General features: G+C 64.7%; 15 protein-coding genes. 9 read left to right on the forward strand and 6 right to left on the reverse strand.

Features of this window, described 5'->3' with window-relative positions:
• The first annotated feature begins 19 nt into the window (after window positions 1-19).
• The 3 genes from cra (at window position 20) to BLR92_RS14505 (ending at window position 3,809) form a co-directional block, all read left to right on the forward strand.
• Window positions 20-1,015, forward strand: coding sequence for a catabolite repressor/activator (gene cra, locus BLR92_RS14495; protein WP_089729831.1), 996 nt, complete (start codon window positions 20-22; stop codon window positions 1,013-1,015).
• Between the two features lie 85 nt (window positions 1,016-1,100).
• The gene (locus BLR92_RS14500) at window positions 1,101-1,763 is read left to right on the forward strand and encodes a phosphoribosyltransferase (RefSeq protein WP_089729833.1); all 663 of its coding nucleotides are present in this window, start codon (window positions 1,101-1,103) and stop codon (window positions 1,761-1,763) included.
• Window positions 1,764-1,829: 66 nt separating this feature from the next.
• Window positions 1,830-3,809 carry a metallophosphoesterase family protein gene (locus tag BLR92_RS14505; protein ID WP_217636595.1) on the forward strand — a complete coding sequence of 660 codons (1,980 nt, stop codon included), beginning with the start codon at window positions 1,830-1,832 and terminating at the stop codon, window positions 3,807-3,809.
• Here BLR92_RS14505 and BLR92_RS14510 read toward each other — a convergent pair whose 3' ends face one another.
• The 4 genes from BLR92_RS14510 to BLR92_RS14525 form a co-directional block, all read right to left on the reverse strand.
• Entirely contained in the window at window positions 3,810-4,637 is an 828-nt protein-coding gene (locus BLR92_RS14510; RefSeq protein ID WP_089729835.1) for an MOSC domain-containing protein, read from the reverse strand. It lies immediately after the preceding gene.
• Between the two features lie 91 nt (window positions 4,638-4,728).
• Window positions 4,729-5,493: a DUF2189 domain-containing protein gene (locus BLR92_RS14515; RefSeq protein WP_370659230.1), complete on the reverse strand. Its 765-nt coding sequence runs from the start codon at window positions 5,491-5,493 to the stop codon at window positions 4,729-4,731.
• Between the two features lie 227 nt (window positions 5,494-5,720).
• Window positions 5,721-6,620, reverse strand: a complete 900-nt coding sequence (locus tag BLR92_RS14520; RefSeq protein ID WP_089729839.1) for a ZIP family metal transporter — start codon at window positions 6,618-6,620, stop codon at window positions 5,721-5,723.
• A 241-nt stretch (window positions 6,621-6,861) separates the two neighbouring features.
• Window positions 6,862-7,761, reverse strand: coding sequence for a LysR family transcriptional regulator (locus BLR92_RS14525; RefSeq protein ID WP_089729841.1), 900 nt, complete (start codon window positions 7,759-7,761; stop codon window positions 6,862-6,864).
• A 114-nt stretch (window positions 7,762-7,875) separates the two neighbouring features.
• Here BLR92_RS14525 and BLR92_RS14530 point away from each other — a divergent pair, with 114 nt between their 5' ends.
• The 6 genes from BLR92_RS14530 to BLR92_RS14555 all read left to right on the forward strand — a co-directional run bounded on the left by BLR92_RS14530 (window position 7,876) and on the right by BLR92_RS14555 (window position 14,946).
• Complete coding sequence (locus BLR92_RS14530; RefSeq protein ID WP_089729843.1) at window positions 7,876-9,315, forward strand: aldehyde dehydrogenase family protein; 1,440 nt, start codon at window positions 7,876-7,878, stop codon at window positions 9,313-9,315.
• A gap of 12 nt (window positions 9,316-9,327) precedes the next feature.
• Entirely contained in the window at window positions 9,328-10,320 is a 993-nt protein-coding gene (locus BLR92_RS14535; RefSeq protein ID WP_175488828.1) for a dipeptidase, read from the forward strand.
• Between the two features lie 61 nt (window positions 10,321-10,381).
• Window positions 10,382-11,968 (forward strand): BCCT family transporter, encoded by a 1,587-nt coding sequence (locus BLR92_RS14540; protein ID WP_089729845.1) that lies wholly within the window; start codon window positions 10,382-10,384, stop codon window positions 11,966-11,968.
• Window positions 11,961-13,694: a hypothetical protein gene (locus BLR92_RS14545; protein ID WP_089729848.1), complete on the forward strand. Its 1,734-nt coding sequence runs from the start codon at window positions 11,961-11,963 to the stop codon at window positions 13,692-13,694. Before BLR92_RS14540 ends, BLR92_RS14545 begins: the two co-directional genes overlap by 8 nt.
• Window positions 13,695-13,704: 10 nt before the next feature.
• The gene (locus BLR92_RS14550) at window positions 13,705-14,463 is read left to right on the forward strand and encodes a DUF3726 domain-containing protein (RefSeq protein WP_089729851.1); all 759 of its coding nucleotides are present in this window, start codon (window positions 13,705-13,707) and stop codon (window positions 14,461-14,463) included.
• A gap of 99 nt (window positions 14,464-14,562) precedes the next feature.
• On the forward strand, window positions 14,563-14,946 hold the full coding sequence (locus BLR92_RS14555; protein WP_089729853.1) for a RidA family protein: 384 nt from the start codon (window positions 14,563-14,565) through the stop codon (window positions 14,944-14,946).
• A 64-nt stretch (window positions 14,947-15,010) separates the two neighbouring features.
• Here BLR92_RS14555 and BLR92_RS14560 read toward each other — a convergent pair whose 3' ends face one another.
• Complete coding sequence (locus BLR92_RS14560) at window positions 15,011-16,306, reverse strand: TRAP transporter large permease (RefSeq protein WP_089729855.1); 1,296 nt, start codon at window positions 16,304-16,306, stop codon at window positions 15,011-15,013.
• Window positions 16,296-16,775: a TRAP transporter small permease gene (locus BLR92_RS14565; RefSeq protein WP_089729857.1), complete on the reverse strand. Its 480-nt coding sequence runs from the start codon at window positions 16,773-16,775 to the stop codon at window positions 16,296-16,298. Before BLR92_RS14565 ends, BLR92_RS14560 begins: the two co-directional genes overlap by 11 nt.
• Window positions 16,776-16,826 lie beyond the last annotated feature (51 nt).

Below are 16,826 nucleotides of genomic sequence, written 5' to 3' on the forward strand. Positions count from 1 at the left end.
AGGTTGACAAGGAACCCACATGACACTCGCTGAAATCGCCCGTCTCGCCGGTGTCTCACGTACCACCGCCAGCTACGTGATTAACGGCAAGGCCGAGGAGCGTCGCATCAGCCGCGATACGGTGGCCAGGGTGATGGCCGTGGTCGAACGCCATCAGTACCGGGTCGATGCCCAGGCCGCCGCGCTACGCCGTGGCCAGAGCCGCACCCTGGGGCTGATCGTGCCGGACCTGGAAAACGCCAGTTACGCGCGCCTGGCCAAACGCCTGGAACGCGGCGCCCGCGAGCGGGGTTTCCAGTTGCTGATCGTCGGCTCCGACGACGAGCCCGATACCGAGCGCGAGCTGGCCCTGGCGCTGCGCGCGCAGCGTTGCCAGGCGCTGATCGTGGCCAGCAGCCTGGCGCCGGACGATTCGTTCTATGTCGAACTGATGGCTGGCGGGCTGCCGGTCATCGCCATCGACCGGGCGCTCGATCCGTCACGCTTCGTGTGCATTCTCAGTCACAACATTGCCGCCGCCGAAGCGCTGACGCGCTCGGTATTGGAACCGGACGTCGAGCGTATCGCCTGGTTCGATGCCGTGGATGAACTGTCGATCACCCGCGAACGGCGCCAGGGGTTTCATCGGGCGCTGACCGGCACCGACGTAACGCCGCTGGTATTCACCGCCGCGCGCTATGACCGCGCCGAGGGCGCGGCGCTGATGCGGCGCCTGCTCAATGAACGGGGCATGCCGGATGCGCTGGTGACCGCCTCCTATACGCTGCTCGACGGCGCCTTCGATGTGCTGCTGGACAACGGCGGCCTGCCCGATCGACCACGCCTGGCGACGTTCGGCGACGACCGCCTGCTCGACTTCCTGCCCCAGCCGGTCAACTCGCTGCCGCAGAATCATGCGCGCATCGCCGAGTTGACGCTGGCCCGGGCGCTTGACGCCGCACAAGGGATTTACCAGCCCGGCAGCGATGTGGTCGAGCGCTCGCTACGCTATCGACGCAGGCCGCAGGGTAAGTAAGCGCTTGCGGGGGCGCTGGAAAAATTGCCCGCTGCCGGCCACGCTGGGAGTGTGAAAGAACTCATCGGGCAGACAGGAGGTCACCATGCCGGAACTTCCCTTCGCCAACCGCACCGCCGCCGGCAAGGCCCTCGCCGAGCGCTTGCGCGGTCATGCTGGCGAGGATGCGCTGATTTTAGGGCTGCCGCGCGGCGGCGTGCCGGTGGCTGCGGAAATCGCCCGCTCGCTGGGGGCACCGCTGGATGTGATGGTGGTGCGCAAGCTGGGCATGCCGGGCCACGAGGAATTCGCCATGGGTGCCATCGCCAGCGGCGATGTCACGGTGCTCGACGAAGCGCTGGTCAAGCAGTTGCGACTCGATGAAGGCGCGTTGCAAGCGGTAATCGACAAGGAGCGCAACGAACTCGCCCGGCGCGAGACGACTTATCGCGGCGAACGCGCGTACCCCGACCTGCATCAGCGCCGGGTGATTCTGGTCGACGATGGCATCGCCACCGGCGCCAGCATGCGCGCTGCGATTCGCGCCGTGCGCCGGCTCGGCGTCGGGCATTGCATTCTGGCCGTGCCGGTCGCCCCGCCCGAGACGCTGGACTCGCTCGCCGCCGAGGTCGATGAGGTGGTCTGCGTGGCGACACCGGCGAATTTCCACGCGGTCGGCCAGTGGTACGCCGAGTTCGGCCAGACCAGCGACGACGAAGTGAGCGCTTGCCTCGCCGAACTGGCCGATAATTCCAAGCCTTCGGACTAACCGGCCAGGATCAATGACATAGCGGCATGGTCAGATTCATGCGCGACGGGTTATGCTGGCGTCCGTATGCAAAACGCCAACGCCAGACCCGCCCCCATGGACGAAAGCTCCAGCGCCCTGCCCGACGTTCTGGCTGGCCCGTTGTTGCGTCGCATAGAACCCCAACGCATCGTTATATGGCTGGTGAGCTCACGCCCACTGGGCCTGCGATTGCGCCTGTTCCCCGGCGATGAAGCCCCGCGCGATATCGCGCTCGATGAAGACACCTGCCGGTGCCTTTCCGTCGGCGCGCATGCCCATGTTCAGCTGATCGATGTCGCCTTGCCGGAGCCGCTGCCATGCGATGTCGCGATTGGCTACGACCTGTTCATACGCCAGCCGAACGCCGAGGCGTCAAACACTAACGAAACGGGCATTGCCCACTACTGCCCGCACCTGCTGTATGGCGAAGAGGCGAATCCGAGCTTCGTGATCAAGTCGCGGCTGGATGGCGTGCTGCACGGCTCGTGTCGCAAGCCTCACTACCCCACGGGTGACGGCCTGGCGCGAGCCGATGCCTGGCTGGCCGAACGCCACGACCGGCCCAGCGAGCGCCCCGCGCTGTTGCTGATGACCGGCGATCAGATCTACGCCGACGATGTCGCCGGCCCGATGCTGGTCGCCATTCATGCACTGATCCGGCGCCTCGGGCTGCATGGCGAGTTTCTGGAAGGCGCCGAGGTCGACGATAGCGAGACGCTGTACGCCGCCGACGAAACCTACTATCACCGTCAGCAACTGCTACCCGAGTTCGAGTCCAACGAGGCACTGCGCGAGCGCTTCTTCGGCGGCGTCAGAAAACCCATATTCACCGCCGCCAATGCCTCGAATCATCTGATCACCTTCGGCGAAGTGATGGCGATGTACCTGCTGGTCTGGTCGCCGTTGCCGTGGCGGTTAATCGAACTCGATGAGCCGCCACTCGACGCCGAGCATGCAAGACGCTTCGCCAGTGAGCGCGAGACCATCGAGGCCTTCGTCGTCGAGCTTCCCGCGGCGGCGCGGGTCATGGCGCAAGTGCCCACGCTGATGATCTTCGACGATCACGACGTTACCGACGACTGGAACCTGACCGCCGCCTGGGAAGAAACTGCCTATGGCCATCCGTTTTCACGGCGCATCGTCGGTAACGCCTTGCTCGGTTACCTGATTTGCCAGGGCTGGGGCAACGCACCCGACCGGCTGGGCGCACCACTGGCCAGGCTTGAACAGCTACTGGAAAGCCGCAGTGAGGGCTTTTTGCCGGCGGCACGTCAGGATGAGTTGATCACCGATCTGCTGCGCTTCGAGGGCTGGAGCTACTGCCTACCCTGCTCGCCCAAGCTGGTGGTACTGGATACCCGCACCCGGCGCTGGCGCAGCGAGCGCAACCGCCAGCTTCCCTCGGGGTTGATGGACTGGGAAGCGCTCTCGGAGTTTCAGCAGGAACTGCTGGGCGAGGCCTCGATCGTGATCGTTTCGCCGGCGCCGATGTTCGGGGTCAAGTTGATCGAGAGCGTGCAACGCATCTTCAGTTGGGTGGGCAAACCGCTACTGGTCGATGCCGAGAACTGGATGGCGCATCGCGGCGCGGCCAGCGTGATGCTCAATATCTTTCGCCATACCCGCACGCCGGGGAATTACGTCATCCTCTCCGGCGACGTGCACTACTCGTTCGTCTACGACGTGCGCATCCGCCAGATGCGCGAGCGCGGCCCGAATATCTGGCAGATCACCAGCAGCGGCTTGAAAAACGAGTTTCCCGACACCCTGCTCGACTGGTTCGACCGCCTCAATCGCTGGCTCTATGCACCCTGGTCACCGCTCAACTGGTTCACCAAGCGCCGCAAGATGCATGTTCGGCCACGCATTCCGGATCATGCCAAGGCCAGCGAGCGGGTCTACAATGGCGCCGGCATCGGCTACGTTCGCTTCGACGAGCAGGGTCGGCCCAGCGAAGTCATGCAACTCGGCAACGCCGGCGTTACCGTGCGCTTCGAGCGCGACCGCCAGAATCGTCCCGGCTGATCAGTCGCTGCCGTCCTGTATTTCGAGCACTTCCAACGGCGCGCCGAGTTCGAGCTCGCCTTCGCCGTGGGCAATGAGATTCTGACCGAAATAGACCTTGCCGCCTTCGCCACGGCGATAACCGGCCAGGGTACGCAACGGCTCGCGGCGGGGAAGGAACTCACCCGTCGCGGGGTCGACGGTGATCATCACGCAGCGTGAGCATGGCGCGTCTACGCTGAATTCCAGCGCACCGATGCGAATGCGTTTCCAGCTATCCTCGGCGTAAGCAGCGGTGCCGGCAATCACCAGGTTGGGGCGAAATTGGCTCATGCGTTGCTCGCTGGTCATGCGCGCATTGAGGTCGTCGAGCGAGGCCTGGGATATCAACATCACCGGGTAGCCATCGGCAAAGCTGACCCGGTGCGCTATGCGCGAGCGATAACGCGGCGAGCGCTGACCCAACCATAATAGCCGGGCCGGTTCGCCGATGACCTGGCTGAACCAGTCATCCAGCACCGACGTGGTGGTCAGGGCCTCGAACTCGTCGCCCCACACGCCGGTGGCGAACGGCGCGGCAACGAAGTCGCGTTGATGCGCCGTTATCTCACCCAGCCGCTCGTGCGCCAGCGCCAGCCCGGAATCGATCGGCTGGGCGACGACCCGCTGCAATTGCGGATGCGTGCGTGCGGTAATGAAGGTTCCGTCGGGCTTCACCACCATATAACGGCGATCGCCTTCGAGCCCCTCCTCGCCGACGCTCGCCTGCTTCAAGGCCTGACCGGCGGTGGATTTGATGGGGTAACGGTAAAGTCCCGTCAGTACCGATGAATCAGCGGTGAGCGTCATGGCTAAGATAATCCTTACAATGCAGTCACGTGTATCGTGAACATGAAAAGGGCGGCCTCGGCCGCCCAGCATAGCGTTATATCACTCGCTGTCACCCAACCCCGTGACCACCCCTTGGGTCCTCCTCGCCGACCAGGTCCTCGTAGGCATGCCAACTGGCATGGCCGAGCACCGGCAGAATCACCGCGAGGCCGATATAGAAAGTAGCGATGCCGATCAGCGTGCAGCCGGTCAGAATGGCAGCCCACAACAGCATCGGCCGGAAGTTGCGCGCGACACTCTTGACGCTCGCCTCGATACCTTCCATGAAGGTCAGATCACGATCCATCAAGGTAGGAATCGCCACCACGCTGATGGCGAAGGAACCGAAAGCCAGCACCGCGCCGATACAGCTCCCCACCGCCAACAGGGCAAGACCCTCCGGGGTGGTGAACAGCGCCGTATAAAGACTCGCCGGATCGGGGGTGTGAAGGCCGAAGAACAGCGCGAACAACAGCAGGGCGAAGCGAATCCAGGCCATGAAAAAAATCATCAGCATCACGCCCATCATCGCCAACTGGCCGGGATGCGAGGCCCAGGCCGCGAAAGCATCGCCCAGCGTCGGGGTGCCGCCCTCGCCGAGGCGACGACTGATTCCGTAGGAGCCGACCGCCACCAGCGGGCCGAGAAACATGAAACCGGCGATCAAGGGTAGCAACCAATGCCATAGCCCCATCGTGTAGGCGCCAGCGGTAACCGCCAGACTCAAGCCGACCCAGAATAGCCCGTAAGCCAGACTGACCGGCGTGGCGGCGCGAAAATCACTGACCCCCGCGGCCAGCCAGGCCCGGGGGCGGTTGATGTCGATGCGATGAATGACGAGCCGGTTGGCGGCCGAGGGGGTCTTGATATTATTGTCCACTGCTGACCTCATGGCGTTACCTCTTAACCGCTGACGATGACCGGGCAGGTCAACGCGGGCGACTCAATGCGAAGCTCGGCCCGGGGCGCGCGAACGGATGTGGCTTAATCACGCTACCTGATTTCACTGTAGACGACCCGGCGCCGCCACGCAGGCAACGGTTTTCACGCTACGCTTCACGATCATAGCGTCGCATCGAGCATCAGCATCACGGTAAACCCCGCTAACACGCCCATCGTTGCGTAGCCCTCATGGCCCTGACGGTGCGATTCGGGAATGATCTCGTGGCTGATGACGAACAACATGGCACCGGCAGCGAAGGCCAGCCCCCAGGGCAGCAGGGTTTCAGCCAGCGCCACCGCCACGGCGCCCAGCGTTCCGCCGACCGGCTCCACCAGGCCGCTGAGAAAGGCCAGACCGAACGCCGCCGCGCGACCGTAGCCCACGCTGATCAATCCCAACGCGACGATCAATCCTTCCGGCAGGTTTTGTAGGCCGATACCCAACGTCAGCGCCAAACCGGCCTGGATATCCCCACTACCGTAGCCGACACCGACCGCCAGGCCCTCGGGGAAGTTGTGAATGGTAATGGCAAAGATGAACAGCCAGATGCGCCGCAGCTTCGAAACATCGGCGCCGCTTTGTTTACCCAGCGCGAAATGCTCATGCGGTAGAAACCGCTCGATGGCCATGATCACCAATCCACCCACGGTGATGCCCAAGGTGACGATCAACAAGGCCGATAGCATGCCACCGGTCAGGCGCACGGCTTCGGCGATGGCCGGCTGCGCCAGCGAGAAGGCCGTTGCCGCGAGCATGATGCCGGCACCGAAGCCCATCAGCGAGTCCTCGACTCGCTGGCTTATCTTGCGCAACAGCAACACCGGCAGCGCGCCGACCGGCGTGAATAACCCAGCGACCAGGCTGGCCAGAATGCCCGCCTCGACCGTATCCAGGGTTGCCAGCCACGTTTTCAGACCCGACAGATGGGCCACGCCCCAGGACGCCGAAAAACCCAGTACCGCCAAGGCAATCAACGGCAATAACCAGGTACGGCCCAGCCATTTCAAATCCGCTCCCATTCACACTCCTTGTCATCGATGATCGTTCGCGCTGGCGCTACCCGGAAGAGAGCGCACGCTAAATACAACGGCTTTTCAGAGGCTTCCAGGCTGGCGAGGAAGCACCTACGCTTTTAGGGGATCATACTTCCAGGGGGCATTATGAGCATGCTCCGATCGAATGCCTATAAGGTACGGTGGTATCAGGAAATCCTGGACGGCTTGAAGGCGTAATAAGCCCTTCGTTGAATACCGTATCAGTTCATCGGTCGAGCGCCAGATTCTTGGAGTTTCCCAATGAATCGAGAATGCAGCGCTCCATGGCCTGAGCCGCCGGCGATAAGCTATGTCTGGCGGACTTGAGCACGCCGATCTCGCGCTCGACATGGGGTGTCGACAAGGGGATGAAGCGTAGCCGCTGGTACTCTTCGGGAAACGCCAGGCGCGGCAAGGTGGTGATGCCGATGCCCGCCTCGAGCATCGCCGTCAGCGAGATCATGTTGGAGATATAGAAGGCGCTGCGTTCGAGTAGCGATGCCGCCTCGGTGCCCGCCAGCAAGCGCGAGGTACCATTGCGGATCAGCGTCTGGCCATCGAGCTCCCGCCAATCCACGGCTTGCCTGCCCGCGAGCGGATGATCGTCGCGGCACACCACGCCCACCGCGTCATGCATCAAGGGCGTGAAGGCGAAGGCGTCGTCGACCTGCCATAGGCTGGTGATGCCCAGATCGACCTCCCTGGCGGCCACCATGCGCTGAACGTAATCGGCGTTGCCGTCGTGCAGGTTGACCTGAAGATCGGGATAGGCCTTGACGAAATCGGCCAGCAGCTGCGGCATCAGCCGACTCGCCACCGAGGGCACGGTGGCCACGTCGACGCGTCCGCGGCGCTGCTCGGCATGCTGCAGCAATTCCTGGGCGAGGCGATCGTGCTCGGCCACCAAACCGCGAAAGCGCGGCAGGCAGTAGTCGCCGAAAGGGGTCGGGAGCGCCTTGCCACCCTTCTCGAACAGCGCCTGGCCGAGACGCGACTCGAGATCCCTGATCGCCAGCGACAAGGCCGGTTGGGTGCGATGCAGGCGGCGCGCAGCGGCGTGAAAGCCGCCCTCGTCGACGATGGCCAGAACATAACGCATCTGCTGAATCTTGAGTTCGGGCGTCATCTGCCGGCTCCTGAGCAATGGTAAGGATAACTTATCATTTTATTTTTTTAATTGATTATATTTATCTTCATACCCCTCCTAGGATGACAGCAAGTTCATCCAAAGGAGGCGTTCATGGCTGCCGCACATCCCCTGTACATCGCGGGCGACTGGGTCGAAGGGGCTTCCACCTTGACCAACCGCAACCCGTCGGACATTGCCGACGTCGTCGGCGACTACGCTCAGGCCAGTCTCGCGCAGGTGAATGACGCCATCGCGGCTGCCCGCAACGGCGCCAACGCCTGGCGCCATAGCGGACTGGAGCAGCGTTATGGCGTGCTGATGGCCATTGGCGACGAGTTGATCGCGCGCAAGGACGAACTGGGTCGCCTGCTGTCGCGCGAGGAAGGCAAGACGCTGGCCGAGGGCATCGGCGAGGTCCATCGCTCGGGTCAGTTCTTCCACTACTACGCCGCCGAGGTGCTGCGCCAGATTGACGAGCGCGTCGACTCGGTGCGCCCCGGCGTCGAGGTCGAGACGCGCCGCGAGCCGGTGGGTGTCGTCGGCATCATCAGCCCCTGGAATTTCCCCATGGCGACCGCGGTATGGAAGATCGCCCCCGCTCTGGCCTTCGGCAACGCGGTGATCTTCAAGCCGGCCAACCTGGTGCCGGCCAGCGCCTGGGCGCTGACCGAGATCATCAGTCGTCAGGATCTCCCGGCCGGGACCTTCAACCTGATCCTTGGCAGCGGCAGCCAGATCGGCGATGCCCTGACCCATAGTCCCGACATCGATGCCGTCTCGTTCACCGGCTCGCTGGAAGTGGGCCGTCGCGTCGCTTCCGCCACCGCCGGTAACCTGGTCAAGTGCCAGCTCGAGATGGGCTCCAAGAACGCGCTGATCGTCGCCGACGACGCCGACCTGGACGTGGCCGTGGAGGCCGCCTTCGCCGGCGCCTATTCCGGCACCGGGCAGAAGTGCACCGCCTCGTCGCGGCTGATCGTCACCCAGGCGGTCCACGACCGTTTCGTCGAGAAGCTCATCGCCAAGCTCGAGACCATCAAGGTCGGCCACGCGCTGGAAGAAGGCGTGCACCTCGGCCCGGCGGTGGATGCCCGTCAGTTGGAGTCCAACCTGGCGTGGGTGGAACGTGCCCAGGCCGACGGCGCGACGCTGGCCTATGGCGGCGGGCGTCTTGAGCGCGACACCGAAGGCTATTTCATGGCGCCGACGCTGTTCGTCGACACCACCAACGCCATGGCCATCAATCGCGAGGAGGTCTTCGGCCCCATCGCCTGCGTAATCAAGGTGCGTGACTTTGATGAGGCCATCGCCACCCTCAACGACACCAACTTCGGTCTCACCGCCGGCATCGTCACCGAGTCGCTGAAGCTCGCCAGCGACTTCAAGGCGCGTGCCGAGACCGGCTGCGTGATGGTCAACCTGGCCACCGCCGGCACCGACTATCACGTGCCTTTCGGCGGCCGCAAGGACTCGAGCTTCGGACCTCGCGAACAGGGCCGCTACGCCCGCGAGTTCTACACCGTGGTCAAGACCTGCTACGTCAAGGCCTGAGGAGCGCGCACCATGTCCCAAGAAATGCTGATCGTCGACGGCCTGCAGTATTCCAACTGGTCGCGGGAGATCTTCGAGCAGATGCACGAGGGCGGCGTCGACGCGGTGCACGCGACCCTGGTCTATCACGAGAACACCCGCGAGACCCTGTCGCGCCTCGGCGAGTGGAATCGCCGCTTCGAGGCCCATCACGACCTGATCATGCCGGTTCGTCAGGCCACGGATATCGAACGCGCCCGCCAGGCCGGCAAGGTCGGCATCTTCCTCGGCGCCCAGAACTGCTCGCCGATCGAGGACGACATCGACATGGTCGCGGTGATGCGCGACCTGGGCCTGCTGATCATGCAGCTTACCTACAACAACCAGAGCCTGCTGGCCTGTGGCTGCTACGAGGCCGAGGACAGCGGCATCACCCGCTTCGGCCGCCAGGTGATCCGCGAGATGAATCGCGTCGGCATGGTCATCGACATGTCGCACAGCGCCGAACGCTCGACCCTGGAGGCCATCGAGCTCTCCGAGCGGCCGGTGATCATCTCGCATGCCAACCCGAGCTCCTTCCACGCCGCCAAGCGCAACAAGTCGGACAAGGTGCTACGCGCCATCGCCGAATCCGGCGGCCTGCTGGGCTTCTCCGCCTACCCGTTCCACCTGAGAAACGGCCCCGACTGCACGCTGGAAGATTACTGCGACATGATCGCCGACACCGCGGAATTGATGGGTATCGAACGTATCGCCATCGGCACCGACCTGTGTCAGGCTCAGCCGCCCTCGGTACTGGCATGGATGCGCAACGGCCGCTGGTCCAAGGAGATGGACTACGGCGAAGGCAGTGCCACCAACGCCGGCTGGCCACGGCCGCTGGCCTGGTTCCGGGACAATCGCGACTTTCCCAACCTGGTTGGCGGGCTGCGTCAGCGCGGGTTCGATGATGCCGAAATCGCGCGCATCATGGGACGCAACTGGGTCGAGCTACTGGCACGCACCGCGACACCGGCCACTCCCTGAGCGCTGCCCATCCGGTCAGAGCCCGGGCACGCCATCACGCCAACAATAAAAGGGTATCCTCATGAAAACTGACAGCGCGGCACTTCCAGACACCACCACCCGGCGGACCTCGCGTCTCGGCGATCCGGTCGTCCTCGGACTGAGCGTCGGCTTCATCCTGCTGTTCGTGGCCCTCTCGCTGTACGACATCGACATGGTCTCGGCGGGTATCGGCGCGGGCTTCGCCTGGACGGCGCGCACCCTCGGCTCCTACTTCCAGCTACTCTTGCTGCTGACCTTCTTCATCGCCATCGGCGTGGCGGTCACGCCGGCCGCCGCGGCACGAATCGGCAACCGCGCCACGCCGGACATGAGCACCTTCAAGTGGCTGTCGATCATCATGTGTACCCTGCTCGCCGGGGGCGGTGTGTTCTTCGCCGCCGGCGAGCCGGTGTATCACTTCGTGGTCACGCCACCGGCGTTCGACAGTGAGCCGGGCACCGCCGCGGCCGTGCCCGGCGCCCTGGCCCAGTCGTTCATGCATTGGGGGTTCCTGGCCTGGGCGGTGCTCGGCTCGCTGGCCGCGGTGGTGCTGGCCCACGCCCACTACGATAGGGGACAACCGCTACAGCCGCGTACCCTGCTCGCCCCGGTGCTCGGCGAGAAATTGATGGCGGGCGTGTTCGGCGGCGTGGTCGATGCGGTGTGCGTGATCGCCGTGGTCGCCGGCACCGTAGGGCCGATCGGCTTCCTGGCCACCCAGGTCAGCTTCGGTCTGCACGAGCTGTTCGGCCTGTCGTCGGGCTATCTCACCCAACTGGTCATCCTGATCGGCCTGGGTATCATCTACGTCACCTCGGCGGTGACCGGGATCGATCGCGGCATCCAGATGCTCAGCCGCTTCAATGTCTTCCTGGCACTAGTAGTCGCCACGGTGATCTTCCTCTTCGGACCGACCCTGTTCCTGACCAACGCCTTTACCCAGGGCTTCGGTGAATACCTCTCGTCGTTCTTCAGCATGGCGACCATGACCGCCGAAACCGCCCCGGCCTGGTGGATGCAGTGGTGGACGGTGTTCTTCTTCGCCTGGTTCATCGGCTATGGCCCGCTGATGGCGATCTTCGTCGCGCGTATCTCGCGCGGGCGCACCATCCGCCAGATGATCCTCGCCGTGGCCGTGCTGGCGCCGATCGCCACCACGGTGTGGTTCACCCTGCTGGGCGGCTCGGGTATCTATTACCAACTGACCGGCGCCATCGACCTCACCGAGGCGCTCAACAACTTCCAGTTCGACGTTGCTACCCTGACCGTCGCCCAGGCCCTGCCCGGCGGCACCCTGATGGGCGTGGCGATCCTGGTGCTGACCACCATCTTCGTCGCCACCACCGGTGACTCGATGAGCTACGCCATCGCCGTCGTCGGCACCGGGCATGACGAACCCAACGTCTTGGTGCGCGCCTTCTGGGGCATCACCATGGCCTTGATGGCGGCTATCCTGCTGTACATGGGTGCGGGACAGATCAGTGCCTTGCAGCAGTTCATCGTGATCACCGCGATTCCCGTCTCGCTGGTGCTGCTGCCCTCGCTGTGGACCGGCCCCCAGGCAGCTTACGCCATGGCCCGCGAGCAGGGCCTCATCGCGGCCCCCAAGGAGGCAAGCAATGGCTGAAGCGCTTTCCCAGGCCCCTGCCCACCTTCGGCCCGCCGAGCGGGTCATGGCGCTGGAGCGCCTGGGAAGCCTGCACGCCAGCCGACTGAGCTTCGTGCGCAGCCTGGTGCGCCAGATGGCGCGCCAGCACTGGCGGATCGAGCCCGCGCGGTTCGCCCTGAACGACGAGGGCCATGGCACCGCCATCTATCGGCTCGAGACGCCGAATGGCCGCTACCACGGGGTGATCTTCTCGCAGCCGCTCGACGCCAGCGCGCGCTCCGACCGCGTGATCGCCGAGGCCTGGGACGTGACCTTCGGCGTGGTGGAGGGCGACGTCGACGAGGCGTTGTTGGCGCAGATGGCGGCCAGCGTGCCGCTGCAGGAAGCGGGTCGCCAGCACCCGCGACTGCTGGTGCTGTCGCGGGCCAACAAGAGCCTGCGCAACTTCTCTCATTTCGTCGAGGCGCTGGCCGCCGGTCGCCAGCCCGACCCGGCCTGGCTGACGCGGGTCGGTTACCTGTACCGCACCACCGCGGTCTACGGCAACGGCAAGTTCGGCATCGCCGACTTCGCCCGACTGCAGGACAATCCGGACTTCCAGCGGCCGTTTTCGGCGCAGATGCTGGCGGTCTACCTGCTGCGCCATTTCTCCATCGCGCAGGTCGAGCATATCGCCCGCGCGCAGGGCGGTGACGGCGCCGTGCCGCTGTGCCGCGAACTGCGCCGCTACCTGGGCATCGGCAACTCCACCGGGCTGGGCATGGCGCCGTTTCTGATCAATCACCCGCAACTGATCCAGCAATGGGTGACGTGCCGCGAGCGGGCACTGGCCATCGCCGTGGCGCAGGTCCCCGACGAGGCGGATCGCACGCGGCTGATCGCCCTGACCCGGCGCGCCATGCATCACCTGGAACAGACCGTCAGCGCGGACGCCGAACAAGCCACCCGCAATGCGGCGACGGTGGCGGCCCTGCCGGAAGTGCTGGCCTGGCTCGAGGAGGTGACGCTGGAGACGGACCTCTGGCAGCAGTTGGTGGCCTGGAGCGAACGTACCCTGCCGCTCGAGGCCCAGGAGTTGGTCAACACCCTGCTGATCGAACTCTACCCGACCCTGGTGGACCCGCTCGAAGACCGCATGGGCGCCGACGAGTGCCTGGAGCTGACTCCGGACATGCCGCTGGTGCGTCTCAAGCAGCTAATCGAGACCCACTACGACTGGGCCCTGGACGAGGACTTCGAGGCGCCGGAGGCCTGCTACTGGTTCTGGTACCGCTCCGCCGAGAAGGAGGAGCCCCGCCTCGGCATCCGCCACGTGGAACCCGGCGCCGACAGGGAGATGCCCCTGGCGATCGCACCACGGGTGCGCAAGGCGCATGTCGCCCTGGGCGAGTTTCTCGAGGCGAATCCGCGGGCGCTGGTGGTGGAGTTTCTGATTGCCCACCCGCGCCACAAGGACATCGTGCGGCGCATCCAGAGCATGGTCGAGACGCCCTATGGCGACATCCGCGCCAACCTCTGGCACCGCGACATGAAGCCCATGCACCTGCTGCGCACCAAGCTGTCGTTCTTCGGTGCCAGTCGCTTCGATCCCAAGTCCGACCGCTGGGTGCGCATCACCCTGTTCCAGGGCGCGCCGCTGGTCGAAGAACTCAATGCCGGCCCGGCGGATGCCGTCGATTTCGACGACTGGAGCTTCCCGCTCGAGCCCCGTGAGGTGAGCGAACCACACAGCTCGATCCGCTAGGAGGATCGCGATGAAAGTGTCCTACAACGAACTCCAGGGCCTGTGCCGCAAGGCCTTCAGCGGCATGGGCTTCGAGGAAGGCGATGCCGCCGACATGGTGGCCTGGATGCAATGCTATGGCCTGGACGGGCTCGAGGCGCTCAACCGTGGGCTGGATTTTCTGCTCGACGAGGACCCCGACGAGCTGCCCAGCGTGCTCTACCAGGACGGCGACCTGGCGGTGCTCGACGGCCATGGCCATAGCGTGCTGAGAAGCTCCAGCCTGGCCATGGAACTGGGCTTCGCCAAGGCCCGCGCACGCGGCCTCGCGGTGATCAAGATTCGCCATTGCCACAATCGCCAGCTGATCATGGGTTACCTGGCGCGCCTGGCCGGGCGCGGCATGAACGTGACCGCCTTCTGGCGCAACGCCCAGGCGCCGCTGACCGAGCAGGTGGTGGGCTTCCGCGCCGCCAGCCCGGTGCCGGAGATCCGCGTCTACGCCGTGCACGACGTACCCGAGGAGAACGAACCCAACGACGGCATCACCCTGGTCATGGCCAACCACGTCGACCTGCTGCCGTCGATGCGCTCGGGCTACCGCTTCGACCTGCTGGCGCGCCACGAGGAATCCGACCTGCTGGCCTGCCGCGCCCAGGCGCTGTCCGAGGGCATCACGGTGGACGAGGCGGTCTGGTCACGCTTAAAGCTTCTCGCCGGGCGCCTGCTGGTCGAATCCAGCGAGGCCTCGCGCAGCGGCGCCGGCGCGGGCAGCAGCGACAACGACTAGCCAGCGCCCGCGTCGCCGCACTTCCATCCCTGGTCGTCGCCTTTATTCCTGCCGGCATTCGCATGCCGCAACATCCATCGTTTCAACGAGACGCTTATCATGATCACGCCCGTCAAGACCGACCTCTTCGCCTCGAAGGCCCCGCTGGAATGGGCCGTCATCGGCAACGGCCTGCTGTTCACCGCGCAGATTCCCATCGGCGCCGATGGCCAGGTGGTCGAAGGCGGCATCGAAGCCCAGACGCGCCAGACCCTCGACAACCTCGAGCACACACTCGAATGCGCCGGCGCCGGCCTGGACTCGCTGACCCAGGTGCTGATCTACGTCACCGACCGCGACGACCTGGCCACGGTCAACCGGATCTATGCCGACTACGTGACGCCGCCCTACCCCAATCGCGCGGCGATCGTCGTCTCCGGCTTCGCGCGCGAGGAGATGCGGGTGGAAATGGTCGCCTACGCGGCGGTGAGCAATGATGAATGAGTCGTTCGGCGCAGTAAGTCAGCGCGAATGGTAGTGCCTCCTTGGCGCTACCCTATTCTACGCATTACACCGCATAGCCCAGCACCCGCGGCAGCCATAACGCGATCTCGGGAAATACCGCGACCAGCGTCAGCGCGCATGCCATGGCGGCAACGAACACCAGCGCCCAACCCACCGTCTGCTCGAGGCGAATCTTCGCCACCTCGGTGGTCACCATCAGATTGACCGCGACGGGGGGCGTAAACTGGCCGATGGCGATATTCATCGCCATCAGGATGCCGAACCACACCGGGTTCCAATCGAAGTGCTGCATGACCGGGATCATTATCGGCATCAGGATCAGGTAAATCGAGATCGCATCCAGCAGCATGCCGGCGAGCAGCACGCCGAGCATGATCAGCAGCAGCATCACCGCGCCGCTGTCGGACAGGCCGATCAGCCACTCGGCCAGGTGGCGGAAGGTCCCCAGCATGGTGCCTGCCCAGGCAAAAATACCTGCCAGCGCTATGATCAGCATGACCACCCCGGTGATCGCCGCGGCTTCACCGAAGAGTTGCCATAAATCGCGCAGCTTGAGCTCGCGGGTCAGGAACAGCCCCACCACAACGCCGTAAGCAACCGCCACTACCGCCGCCTCGGTGGGAGTAAACAGGCCCGAGCGTAGTCCACCGAGGATGATCACCGGGGCGAACAATGCCGGCAGTGCCTGGCGGAAGCTTTCCCCCAGCGGCGGGCGCTCGACCGTTTCGGGCGACTCCCAGCCGTAACGACGCGCCAGATAGAAGGCGGGCACCAGCAACGACAGCCCGGCGAGAATGCCCGGGAACAGCCCGGCAGCGAACAGCGCGCGCAGGTCGACACCCGGCACCACGATGGAGTACAGAATCAGCGCCACCGACGGCGGAATCAGAATCGCCGTCGAGGCCGAAGCGGCAATCAGCGTCGCCGAGAAGGGTTTGGGATAGCCGGCGCGAGTCATGCTCGGCAGCATGACCACCGCCACCGCGGCGGCGTCCGCCGGTCCCGAGCCGCTCATGCCGCCCATGATCATGCACACCAATACCGCGACAAGCGCCAGGCCACCGTGGCGCGGGCCGATCAGTGCCTGGGCGAAATGCACCAGGCGCGCCGCGACACCGGCACGCTCGAAGACCAGGCCGGTAAGGATGAACAGTGGAATCGCAATCAGCGGATACTTGGCGATGCTGTTGTAGGTATTGGTGCCCAGCGTGGCCAGCATCGTCGGCGACAAGCCGGTGACGATACCTACCGCACCGGCCAATCCCAACGAGAACGCCACCGGCACGCCGATGGCCAGCAGCGCCAGGAAGCTCAGCAGCATCCACAGATCAGGACTCATCGTCGAGCCTCCCGGCCAGACGGTCGCGGGTCTGCTGGATCAATCGCCATAGCATCAATGCGGTCAGCACCGGCAGCCAGACCAGATACCACCACTCCGGCACACCCAGCCCCGGCGACAACGATTGCCAGTGGTATTCGTTCCAAGCCAGTTTGGCGCCGTACCAGACGATCAACCCGAGCACGATGGCCACCGCCAGACTCTGGACCACGATCAGCACGCGCCGTGGCCCACGCGGTAACGCCCGCTCCAGCAGGCCAATGCGAATGTGCCCATTGCGGCGCAGCGCCATGGCGGCGCCGGCAAAGGTCAGCACCACCAGCAGAAAGACCGAAATCTCCTCGGTAAAGGCGAAGGAGATATTGGTCACGTAACGCACCACGACATTGGCCAGACTGATCACGGCAATCAATATCAGCGCCAGCGTGGCCAGCACACGCTCGAGGCGCGCATCCGGTTGCGGTTTCATCAGGGGCCTCTCGAAACGCTACCGGCCCCGCGCAACGGGGCCGATCAGAAT

The sequence above is a fragment of the Modicisalibacter muralis genome, assembly GCF_900102945.1.
In the GTDB taxonomy this organism is placed as follows: Bacteria; Pseudomonadota; Gammaproteobacteria; order Pseudomonadales; family Halomonadaceae; genus Modicisalibacter; species Modicisalibacter muralis.